The sequence below is a fragment of the Vibrio sp. YT-19(2023) genome, from assembly GCF_033337395.1.
Genome location: NZ_JAWOQN010000060.1, coordinates 1 through 11,059, shown reverse-complemented (window position 1 = coordinate 11,059; position 11,059 = coordinate 1). Strand labels below are relative to the sequence as shown.

Below are 11,059 nucleotides of genomic sequence, written 5' to 3'. Positions count from 1 at the left end.
GCTACGACGATTGATGGGCGTAACCGCTCAGATCGTAGCTTCTTGATTTAGTTCCATCGAATTACGCAACAAAGCCGTTTAGAGAGCCTGAAAAAGCTTCCATTAACTCAGGGCTTTCTAGGAAATCGATTCTTATGACATTTTCGAATGTACTTCCTAATAGTTCCTGTAATAGGAATGTTTTACCAGTTTGTCTAGCACCGTCAATCAGCAAAGGCTTCCTTGTTGGCTTGTCTTTCCAGGTGAGTAGGTTCTCAAGTAGTGTTCTTTTCATCTAGCCACCTCAGTTAAATTGCTTATCTGGTTGATTGTTTATTACACAAAAATGCGCAATAAAATGCAAGTGAAAACATTTTAACGCGCATAAAAATGTATTGAATAGCGTTTTTATGCGCGTAAAAGTGTTGTTTGTGTTTGTGTTTGTGTTTGTGTTTGTGTTTGTGTTTGTGTTTGTGCGAATGATAGTGCTGGGATTATGAAGGGAGGTGATGAACCTATGCATCATTTCTGATTGGTTGCTTGGCAAGGTGATCAATGATCGCAGCGAGAAAGCCCTAACGGACTTTCAGATGCCGAAGTTTCTTGCTGTCTAGCTCTTATAGGTAATAAGCTTTATTAGTAAGTAATCCACTAGTTAATAAGCTGACAGAACCCTTGGGGTTAGAAATGAATGTGGTACTACCGTCAGCGATCACTTTCTCTACAGCATCATGTTGATGCCCTGCAACCCAATACCTAGCTCTTGAGATCAACTCATTACTCAACCCTGCATGATAATACGGAGCATAATCGCTGCTGGCATTTTGCTCGAAAGCAAAAGCTTCTTTAGATGGAAGGTGGTGAGATATTGCTATATCAACTTTCTCTGGAAAGTTGTTAATGAATGCTTTGTACTGTTCTTCAATCATTTGATGGCTGATGTACTTTGTATCATTCATCAGTTCTGAGTACGCATCAATCAGCGCAGACGAGTATGTGTGAATAGGAAACCAAAGAGTTCCGCCATAAATGCTATATCCATCTAAGTATATTGACTCATTATTCAAAAAGAACAGGTTTTCAGTTGTATCACTATGAGCCTTAAGCTTGGCTAATACGGTAGAATCTTTGAGAACGTCAGAGTTAGCACTAGATATGCACCCAACGGGCGTACTTCTATGGCGGTAGGATTTACTCTTATTGCTATACCATTCATGGTTTCCTGCAATCATTATCACAGTCTTAAAGTGGCGACAAAGTACATTCTTCACATACGCCATGCATGAGAGGCCGTTCGCTGTGTCACCTGCAACGACTAAAGTGGCTTCGTTATCGAAGCTATACCAGAAATCACGGCGTATTCCGTGAATGTCGAGATGCAGATCGGAAACAACGTAAAACTTCAAACTATCATGACCTTAAAGTTGGTTGACTGCTCCATGGTACAGGGGTTTTTTAGATTAGAGAAGTGAGCACATACGCTAAGTATTTTAACACCAGTAGCTTAAAGTGAAACTTCTATGGAAGACAATGATTGGACGCTTTGTTTGATTTTTCGGCACTAAGACTTAGACACTAACTTTTAGTGTCTAAATCTTAGTGGTTTATAACTATCTGAAATTAATCGTTTTTATTGTAAACAGTTAAGATTTTTTGCTGAGGAAACTTCTCAGAGGCTGGCGAGAGTGTAATTGTGCTACAGCCGTGTGTACGACAGGCATTTTTATGAGCGAGGCTGATATGAAGAACGAGGCTAAGGCTACAAGAAGTGATAACGAGTAAGCCGAATCAAAGGATAGTAAGGTTACGCTAAATGGACTTCTTGACTTGCTTGATCACATTGCCTCTACCAACACAGGCGAGGTAGTTTGAAGTAACTGAAGCACCCGCAGAGGAGCTAAAAGAGAACATTGGTGACGAGCAGGTTGACCTCGACGTAAAGTATTAGAATAACCCCTATTTTGAGGCTGCACAGCATAAAGCTGTGCTTTTTAAGCGGCATGCGCCGCAGCAACGAGTGGTGGGTATCATGCAAGATAGCCTTCTTGCAGTGTATTCTCTAATTCTTTGCCGAGAATAATCTCAAAGTCAGTAAATACAGCAATAGGACAGCAAGCACTGCCTTTTTCCTCGAACTGGATGAATCCTTTTGATGATAAGTCGTCGAGTGTTCGTGAGAGTTCGCGGATATGATGACCGCTAATCTCCGCAAGCTCAGCGAGACTTTCAGGCTTTTCTCTATTGATCAGCAGCATTAGTTCGATATTCTCATTACACAGTAGCTTTGAGGCTTCATTTAGTGACGTGAACCAAAGCGTCGGTAGATGCTTGTTATGGCTAATGTTGCCTGCGGCCACACTAATCATATGCCTACGAATGAGATCTTCCGATGCAACCCCAATGCGAGCTTTCATGGGTATCCTTCTCAGAATGAAGTAACGGAACCCTAGTGTATACGACGCTGTTCTGAAAGAAAAAGTGGATAGTTATATTCGCTATGCGAATGGACGCCATTTTCATGACAGAGAGGTCAAGAGAAACAACGATATCTGAATAGCCACCGACTTTATAGACATGCTTCGGTTAGACTCGTTTACTTGGTTTTATACAATTCAACTTATCCGAAGTGCACGATTTTGATCACAGATTTTGAGCACCAACTATGACTTGTTTGCGCCCCTAATGAGTTTCCATACTTAACGTTTGAATAAATTCTATCCGAGATTCCGCAGCCAATTTAGGAATAAACCGCTTCATACAATACACCAAGAAGCTTAAGCAGCCGAGTCTGATGCTCTTGAACACCCGTTATGAAGCTTTGGCCGCCAAATTCGAGTGTGTCGATACCTTCGAATTTTAAGAATACCCAACGTGCCGTCGGTTTAGTTGTCGTCTTGTTCTTCACCATGCTAGGAAAGAATTCTTCGGTCGTAGTGAGACTCTCTCGGACTTTGTGCTCTAGGCTTGCGTAAACGAGTAGACTAAGCGCCATGATCATCAGTAATGCCTCGATTCGCTGAGGTTTCTTCAGGAAAATTGATGATGTTAAGAACTCAGGGCTTTTCAAAAAGCGAAAGCCGCGCTCAACCTTCTGCTGAGACTTGTAATGATCAAGCAATGCAGCCATTGTGAGATCGAGGCCGTCAGTATCGTTAGTGGCGAGAATAAACATACCTACTTTAAGCTTGGCCAGTTTCACTTTTTCTAGATCGGTATAAGGAGTAGCATCTATCAAATAGTGGTATCCCGTTGGCTTTTCGTCTTTCTTCGGCCGACCACGACCTGAATAGATTGGCTCCTTAACGATGGTTGATTGTGCAAAGCCAAGCAAATGACACTGGCTGGCGAAGTCGCCCATTGCTTGCTCGGCATCCACTGCGCAAGCAAACTTCTTTTTCATTAGTTGGCCCAGCGCTCTCTGCTCTTTGATGATATTTTTGTCTAAATTCTTATAAAACGTTACCTGTTCTCGCTTGGTTGCTTGTTCACTATGAATCAACAGCCACTTCTGAGATACCGAGCCATAATCAGCGTCAACCCAGCAACCCGAGTAACCATTGCCGATGCGGCTCAGATGCTCTGGCTCAAGGTTCATTAAGGCTTCTTTGGCTGATTTAATGGTCATTGGAACACGCGTAATAAACTTCTGTTGTTGCTCATCAAGTGAACGAATGCTTTCTTCGGTGTATAGAGCGGCATCGGCGATGAAGTAGCGACTGTTTTGAGCTGCCTCAGGCAATGAATATGCCGTTTAGTGACCTCTGAGAATGCCTTAGCATCGTTGGTGTTGCCACTAAGCGCTTGCATGTAAACAGGTAGGCCTGCTGGTTTTCACAAATCAGCTCAAGGACCACTTGGTTTAGCTCTGGACGGTGGTCTCGGCTGTAGCCTTTTACCAGCTTGATGGCATTAAGATCTTCGTCTTGGGCGTATTCACCATCGACATGGAAGCTAGTGATATCAAGGTGGACAGAGTCTGTTTTAAGTCCTAGCTTATCAACGACATGCTCCGCAATCGCTTGATAAAGTGCGGAGACATCTGCTTCATATAAAGCATCTAAAGTACGTCCGAGTACATCGTCAGTTAAATGGTGCGCTTCAATGTCTTTAGCGAGCAACTTGGCAACAGGCTTTGTCTCGAAGAAGTCAGAGAACATATGCAGCGTTCTACTGTGAAAGCCAAGGCCATTAAGAATCATTGCTAAGACAGCATCGCCATGTGAAACATTGTGATCCGAGTACTTAGGAATGACGCGATCAATAATGCCTGGTAAACCGATTTCATGACAGAAAGCAGCAATTAGCCCTAAGTGGTCTAGGCGTTTAATGACAGGTTGAGCAGCAGACATAATAAAGTGACTGTTAAATAACAGTAATAGATCAAAACTGGGGATCGCGGTCAAGAGGTCTGTCGCACTAACATTTGTAAACGATCACTGGATAACATTGTTTTAATTCTGAAATTGGCTGCGGAATGACGGGAGCGCCACGAGGTGCTCAACACTGCTCTGGGCAAGAGACGCAGCCAAGCGATTAAATGGCATAATAAGCCCAGAACGTTAACCTAAACAATGGGTTAAGTCCAGTAGGGTGCAAAGTCCCTACCTAGGAAATTGCTAGTTCACCTAGAAGTCTGACTGGCATACATGATGGCAACAACATGATATGAAGCCCAGTGACAAAGACGAGAAATCGTTGAGACGCAATGTAGGCCGTAGCATTAAGCGAACTTGGTTAAGCATCGTCACGCAAGTGGAAATGGGGAGTCGCTCCGTCTATACGAACCCTGCCACATACAGTGAAGCAACTAGCGAAGGCAACTGTGTGGTTTCCCGGTGTAATACAAGATGGCATGCATTGAAGGATGTTGAGTAAACGTGGGAGAGCCTATTGCTGTGGGAGTCGCGCCCCAGCGCAGAGATATAAGAGGGGACCTCGAAATTCTCAGTGTATACACAATAGGCAGTCGGATGAGCCCATAGTACCGAAGATGATGAGGACAACATAACCTCATCTAGGGAAGGGGCCCAGACATAAATGACGTTTTTAAAGAAATTTCAGCAGGAGATTGCCGAATGGCTAGCACTTCAAATAAAGTTCGAGAATTTCAGCGAAAACTTTACCTGCGCTCAAAGCAGGAGCCAGACCAAGCATTTTATAGTCTGTATGACAAAATTTGTCGTTTCGACATCCTGTGGGATGCCTTCTATTTGTGTAAAGCAAACAAAGGGGCGGCGGGAGTCGATGGTGTCAGATTTGAGGACTTAAATAGCATTGAAACGTCTGGTAAGTTGATCAAAACATTAAGAGCGGAGCTGGTAGAAGGCAGGTACAGACCTCTGCCGGTCAAGAGAGTGCAAATACCAAAAGACAATGGTAAGACTCGAAATTTGGGCATACCAAGTATCAGAGATCGCATTGTACAAATGGCATGCACGCTTGTGCTAAGTCCAGTCTTCGAGCCTCACTTCCACTGTAATAGCTACGGTTACAGACCTAAGCGCAGTGCACAAGACGCAGTGATATGCATTAATGGCTATCTAAAACAAGGGTATCAGCAAGTCTATGATGCTGACCTATCAAAGTTTTTCGACACTATACCGCATTCACGATTACTGGATAAGGTAAGGTCTAAAGTGACGGATAGGGCAGTACTAAGACTGATTAAGCTATTCCTCAAAGCGCCGATAAGTGAGCCAACAGCAAAAGGAAAGAGCCGAATAGTGGGAAACCCTATCGGTACGCCTCAAGGCGGGGTGATTTCGCCACTATTGGCAAACATTTACCTAAATGACTTTTGTCGGAAGATTGCGACAAAGACACCATGCAAGATAATTTCTTATGCAGATGACTTTGTTATCCTGTCGAAAACGCCATTCAATTCAGCCCAACAGGACTGGATAAAGAATGAGCTGGAGCAGGAAGGACTAAAGCTCAATGAAGATAAAACTCACATCGTAGATATGACCCAAGTAGGAAATGAATTTGACTTCTTAGGGTTCACTTTCAAGTACATAGTGGGTTTCATCCAGCACACCAACTACGTAAAGATCTATCCATCGAAGAAGAGCCAAAAGAAGTATAAGGATAAGTTGCGAAGCATAGTGAAGCATAGAACGTCTCTGACCCTAGATCAGCTCGTTGAGCGGGTTAATAGAGTAGTAAGAGGCTGGAAGAATTACTTTGGCAAAGTAGGTTATCCTCGACAGGTCTTCTTCAAGATGGATTGGTTTTTGGTGGCACGCTTTTATCGATGGTCAAGAAGCCGAAGTCAACGTCGGAGCCTGTATCTTGCGCAAGATGCATGGAATAAGTTACACAAGGCAGGTCTTGTGTATCTACAACCGACGAAGATGAAAACTGCGAAGGTGAGCAGGTGAACATTTATGTGAAAGCCGTGTGAGGGAAAACCTCATGCACGGAATTGAAGAGGGGTTGCTGGATAAGGGTTGTGCCGAAGCCAGTGACCTACTCTACATTATAAATGATTTGTGTCCAAAAGTGAGTTGTGCGGTTTTTGGGGAGTACCCAAATCTGCCTTAATCATTATTCATCACTAACAAGTGTGTGTTTCTTCCAACTCTTTTTAGATCACGAAGTGCTGTTTCTTTCTTCGCAATCAGAAGGGGCCGATCTGAAGATATGGTATTGCTGATAATGTCAATATCATCACGTTTCGTATGTGTGAACTCGATAACGCCGTAGGGAGTTCTAAACTCCCCTTTACGCCCTGTTGTCATGATAGTAATTCGATCGACCATCACTTGTGAAATGACACTGTATTCTGAGAGTGCCGATTCTAGAGAGATATAGTTGTACTCTCCTCGTCGCAAGCATTTAGCAATATATTCAATAGTATAACCGCCCTTGTGACGACTGTATGAGAATACATAAACACCGTTGCACACCCGCTCTAGTACTCCCGCTTTGACTAAACGTAGCAAGCTTTGCTGGAATGCAGTAAGTGAATCATCAAAAAATAACCTTCTGAGGTCACTTTTTCGGTAAACGTGTATACCTTGCCTGTCAAAGTTATGCAGTCGTTCTAATGCAGTCTCAATCTTCACGTCAATGCTCATAAGTAGTCACAAAAAGTAAGTATGACATATATTTTTGTCCACTTGTGATTGAAGATAACGAATGGTGATCGCGAATACCCTTAGAGATCCCTGATTGGTGTTTCCGAGTTAGGATCCTAACTTGGAATTTATGATGATGAATATGATTCTTTGAGGAGGGGGATAGCATCACAAATAGTAGTAAGAATCTGTTCTCTATTCTCGGTTAGGATCCTAACTCGGAATTTTTGGGATGAATATGGTTACTTTGAGACTAGGGGAAATAGCTGTACTAAGCGCAGCCAGATTCCGATATTCATTCTTGGTTAGGATCCTAACTTGGAATTTGTAGTGATGGACGTGGTTGCTATGAGGCTAGGGAAACCGAAGCACTAATCGTAGCCAGATTCCGATGTGTATTTTCGGTTAGGATCCTAACTCGGAATTTGTAGTGATGAATGCGGTTGCTATGAGGCTTGGGAAATAGAATCACTAATCGCGGCCAGACTCCGATGCTCATTCTCGGTTAGGATCCTAACCGAGAATTCATAGTGATGAATATGTGGTTCTTTGAGGAGAGAAATCGCAACACTAATAGCCCAGAATCTGATCTTTTTCATTTTTAGGTAGAAGTTTAACTAATTATTATTTTTCTAATTTAATAATTAAAAAAACAAACGGTTTTTATTTAATAATTAAATGTTAATGTGATTTTTAAAATAGTGATTAAAGGTCCTTTACAAAGATAATATTACTTGATAAATATAATAGCCATTGAATTTATCTATATATCAAAAGGATTGTCGATATGTCTCAAGTTTTGGTTTATTCTAAACGTAATCGTGAAATGAGTTGTCTATCTACAAAAGAAGAACGTGAAACTAAGTCGAATAGATTTCAAGTCGTTTATAACGACATTTCAGATGAAGAAGCATTGCGTAGAGCAAATTCTATTAATTTAGATGAAAAGAACAGTGTTCCCCAATTTCATTCAAAAAGACAATTTATTAAAGAAAAGAAAGAATGTCGAGTTCCTGGTCTATATGGTTGTAATCGTTATAAGTCAAGAAAAAATGAGACATTCAACGTGTTCTAACATTGTTCTTTTTTTGCACAACGTTAAAGCCTGTTGAATTACGTTAGGCAAGTGGTGAAAGCCTTGAAAATTCCGTTATTAAAGCGGGTGGCAAGTGAATTTGCTAAGATTGGCAATCAATGTGCCAACGCTGGCATTGAAAGTGCCAGTAGTGGCAGAAGAATTCTTGTAATAAATTAAGCTTAATTTGGCTTAATCTTCACTTTTTTAAAATCTAACGTTATATTAGAATTATAACTCTATAATAGTTATAACCGTTATAACATGAAAAATTAATAAAATAAAATTTATTTTTATGTGTTAATTTTATTGCTAAGTAAAATTAATACTAACCTTGTTTTTATTATAGATGAATTAAATTTAGAGTAATGTTTGTTACTCACGGATGTTCATTTATTTTCTAGGTTTTCTTAAGGCAAAATTACTTTGTCAAAATTATCGACTTAAGTAGTCAACTTTAGCGAGATGTAAATATATCTGTAGTATCAACAAGCATCCGTTTTCTGATACCAGACGGGAATGAAGTGTTTACGGTCTCATAAAGTAGTGTTCGGATTTTTATGACACCCAATCGATTGATGATACCAATTGTGATGCCAAAAGGAGTGAGTAGTGGATAGTATGGGACGGACATTCGCTTATTGTCGTGTATCGACTAGTGAGCAAACTGTGTCAAATCAGATCTTAGCTATCAGAAATGCTGGCTACGATATTCAAGAACACCGAATTGTACATGAAACAGTTTCTGGTAGTGTGCCTGCAACAGAACGACGTGAGTTCAAAATGTTGATTGAGCATAAACTAGAGCCTGGGGACAAACTGGTGGTACTAAAGCTTGATCGACTTGGAAGAGATAACATCGATGTTCAGCATACGATCAGTATGCTGTTAGAAAAGGTGTAACGCCAATATCTCTAGATCTGCCAACCGCTGATCTAAGCTCAGCGGAGGGACGATTGATGCTGCAAATGTTCTCAGCATTTGCTGAATTTGAGCGAAACCGTATTCGGGAGCGAACATTGGAAGGGCAGGCCAGAGCTAAATCTGAGGGTAAGCGGATTGGACGACCAGAAGCCATCAGTACAACTCAAAAAGTTCAAGAATGTAGATCAAGGGGACTGAGCCAATCCAAAACAGCTCATGCTCTAGGCATCTCCGTCCCCACGGTCAAGCGACATTGGAACAAGCGGTTAACTGAAAGTATTCAATGAAGAACAATGTTCCATGATACCGAGAGGTGGAGATCTACCAGTCAGTAGTAGTTATTAGCGAAGAGGTTTAAACGATATTGTAAGAACCTTGTTCTTCCTTAACGTAAGGCTACTAAGATATCACGCTGATATTTGATACAAGAACATTGTTCTGACTGGAAAATCGGATAACCTTTTTGTTAGGAAACGACGCTGACAGAAAGGGATGCTTGTGGGCTTATTCATCAATACTCAAAAACTAACGGTAGCAAAAGAGGATCACTTAACTGAATTCTTCGCTGCTGCGTTAAGGTCTTCAGAACGTTTCAATCGAGCATTTGTTAGGTTGATATTTGGAGACCAAGATAGCAGGTTGATCAGCAAGGTCGAAACACAAGTTATCTATCCAGGATGCCGACCAGACATGCGTCTGATATTAAATGATGGTTCAATTGCTCTCTGTGAGAATAAACTCGACGCAGCCGAAACGATCGGTAATGTTGAGAGTGGCAACCTCTTTCAATTGGAGCGATATCTACAACTGCCTGTTGATCACGTGATTTATATTCGCTCTGAGTTACTGCCGCCTTCATGCCAAGTTATGAGCCATTCTAAGTATCTATCTCCGATAGAAAAAACTCATTATTTGTGGCGTGATATTTACCCTTTGTTATGCGAAGACTCCAATCCAATCGTCAAAGAATTACGAGATGGTTTTAAGAGCATGGGATTTGTTCCTGCTCACCCAGTGATTGGCGATCTGACACGCAATGCGCCTAGAGCACAAAGAGAGAATTTCTCTAAATTTTGGATGCCGACAACGACTGCGGCAATTCAACAAGGTTGGAAGGTAGCAATTGGAGATGTAGTCGAACGATACTTTTACCACGAAACAGCAGAGCTTGCTCGGGAAGTGTTCGTAAGCCCAATAAACCCTACCCGATTTCTGATTCGTTACACACCGCAAATATCTCAATGTGACGCTCTATTAAGCGCACTCGATACCGTTGAAAGTAAAGCCGAAGCACTGGTAGTGGTAACGAAAAAAACGGTGCCACGAGCGAGTGGATTAGTCACTGTGATAGATGTTGAAACTCCTATGAACAATGTTCTACCAGAGCAACTAAAAACAGTGGAACAGATAGAGTCTAAGCTCAAAGCGTATGTATTGCCTTATCTCACGCTAGCTTTTAAGTAACACCTTTTTGATATGAGCAACCATCTCGATAGTGCACTGAACTGTACTTGGAACAGTATTCTTATCCCAATCTTAAAATAGTAAAGAGTGGGTATTTGATTAATCAATAAAAAAACTGTGTGGAAGATCAATGTTCTCTGAGTAACGAGTTGATGTAACTGGGGATTGGTGAGCTTGCTATTGATACTGCGAGAACATTGTTCTCGCTTAAATTATCAAAACCTAAAGATTGAGTATTTGATTAACAAATAAAAAATCCTTCGAGGAGAACGATGTTCTCCTCAAAGATTGTTACTTGCGACTTTGGGTAGCTGAATCAGCCTGCTTTTTCTACAACCATGCCACTTTGCTCTGCAAAGTGAATCAATCGAGTGATATTACTTAGGCTCCATTGGTCGGCGTCAGTGCGGTGAGGTTTTTGTTAGTTATATTATATAGGCTCATGTTCGCTCCCTTATGCACATGGCTTTGTTGCGTAATTCAGACGAGAAACCAAACCTCCTAAAGTTGAGCGACTTTTATACAATATACTGAGTTT

Annotated in this window: 6 protein-coding genes and 3 pseudogenes; 4 read left to right on the top strand and 5 right to left on the bottom strand. The window is 41.5% G+C overall.

Annotation, left to right across the window (positions count from 1 at the left end; genetic code table 11):
- Window positions 1-76 precede the first annotated feature (76 nt).
- The 4 genes and pseudogenes from R7E78_RS23455 to R7E78_RS23440 form a co-directional block, all read right to left on the bottom strand.
- Window positions 77-274 (bottom strand): annotated as a pseudogene (locus R7E78_RS23455) (AAA family ATPase); the annotation flags it as partial.
- A 322-nt stretch (window positions 275-596) separates the two neighbouring features.
- Window positions 597-1,385, bottom strand: coding sequence for a metallophosphoesterase (locus R7E78_RS23450; RefSeq protein ID WP_318058294.1), 789 nt, complete (start codon window positions 1,383-1,385; stop codon window positions 597-599).
- A 621-nt stretch (window positions 1,386-2,006) separates the two neighbouring features.
- Window positions 2,007-2,393 carry a transcriptional regulator gene (locus tag R7E78_RS23445; RefSeq protein WP_318058293.1) on the bottom strand — a complete coding sequence of 129 codons (387 nt, stop codon included), beginning with the start codon at window positions 2,391-2,393 and terminating at the stop codon, window positions 2,007-2,009.
- 323 nt (window positions 2,394-2,716) lie between these two features.
- Window positions 2,717-4,328: pseudogene (locus R7E78_RS23440) on the bottom strand (IS1634 family transposase).
- A 726-nt stretch (window positions 4,329-5,054) separates the two neighbouring features.
- On the opposite strand from R7E78_RS23440, the gene ltrA reads away from it, so the two are divergent.
- The gene (gene ltrA / locus R7E78_RS23435; RefSeq protein WP_318058292.1) at window positions 5,055-6,359 is read left to right on the top strand and encodes a group II intron reverse transcriptase/maturase; all 1,305 of its coding nucleotides are present in this window, start codon (window positions 5,055-5,057) and stop codon (window positions 6,357-6,359) included.
- 159 nt (window positions 6,360-6,518) lie between these two features.
- Here the strand turns inward: ltrA and abiEi are convergent, their stop codons facing one another.
- Window positions 6,519-7,058: a type IV toxin-antitoxin system AbiEi family antitoxin gene (gene abiEi, locus R7E78_RS23430; RefSeq protein WP_318058291.1), complete on the bottom strand. Its 540-nt coding sequence runs from the start codon at window positions 7,056-7,058 to the stop codon at window positions 6,519-6,521.
- A 787-nt stretch (window positions 7,059-7,845) separates the two neighbouring features.
- On the opposite strand from abiEi, the gene R7E78_RS23425 reads away from it, so the two are divergent.
- The 3 genes and pseudogenes from R7E78_RS23425 to R7E78_RS23415 all read left to right on the top strand — a co-directional run bounded on the left by R7E78_RS23425 (window position 7,846) and on the right by R7E78_RS23415 (window position 10,521).
- Window positions 7,846-8,133, top strand: coding sequence for a hypothetical protein (locus tag R7E78_RS23425; protein WP_318058290.1), 288 nt, complete (start codon window positions 7,846-7,848; stop codon window positions 8,131-8,133).
- 621 nt (window positions 8,134-8,754) lie between these two features.
- Window positions 8,755-9,344: pseudogene (locus R7E78_RS23420) on the top strand (recombinase family protein).
- Between the two features lie 205 nt (window positions 9,345-9,549).
- Window positions 9,550-10,521, top strand: a complete 972-nt coding sequence (locus R7E78_RS23415; RefSeq protein ID WP_041157130.1) for a hypothetical protein — start codon at window positions 9,550-9,552, stop codon at window positions 10,519-10,521.
- The last annotated feature ends 538 nt before the right edge of the window (window positions 10,522-11,059 follow it).

Excerpts from the sequence above, each read along its gene's own strand:
- R7E78_RS23445 (WP_318058293.1), bottom strand. The coding sequence starts at position 2,393 with ATGAAAGCTCGCATTGGGGTTGCATCGGAAGATCTCATTCGTAGGCAT.
- abiEi (WP_318058291.1), bottom strand. The coding sequence starts at position 7,058 with ATGAGCATTGACGTGAAGATTGAGACTGCATTAGAACGACTGCATAAC.
- R7E78_RS23425 (WP_318058290.1), top strand. The coding sequence starts at position 7,846 with ATGTCTCAAGTTTTGGTTTATTCTAAACGTAATCGTGAAATGAGTTGT.
- ltrA (WP_318058292.1), top strand. The coding sequence starts at position 5,055 with ATGGCTAGCACTTCAAATAAAGTTCGAGAATTTCAGCGAAAACTTTAC.
- R7E78_RS23415 (WP_041157130.1), top strand. The coding sequence starts at position 9,550 with ATGCTTGTGGGCTTATTCATCAATACTCAAAAACTAACGGTAGCAAAA.